Below are 226 nucleotides of genomic sequence, written 5' to 3' on the forward strand. Positions count from 1 at the left end.
ATCCTTGATGTCGGTATCGCCGACGGCCGCCAGCAGGGTCGGGAACCAGTCCAGGCCGGAGAACATCTGGGTGGAGACGGTGCCCGGCTTGACGTGGTTCGGCCAGCGGATCATCGCCGGCACCCGGAAGGCGCCTTCGTAGTTGGAGTTCTTCTCGTTGCGGAACGGAGAGGTGGCGGCATCCGGCCAGGTGAAGCGGTTCGGGCCGTTGTCGGTGGTGTAGATG

The 226-nt window shown here is 65.0% G+C and carries 1 protein-coding gene; it reads right to left on the reverse strand.

Annotation, left to right across the window (positions count from 1 at the left end; translation table 11 throughout):
• The coding region (locus J5M67_RS29470) for a sulfatase-like hydrolase/transferase (protein WP_207888788.1) at positions 1-226 on the reverse strand (226 nt) is incomplete at both ends.

It is taken from the genome of Pseudomonas sp. 30_B (assembly GCF_017491605.1).
Taxonomy (GTDB): Bacteria; Pseudomonadota; Gammaproteobacteria; order Pseudomonadales; family Pseudomonadaceae; genus Pseudomonas.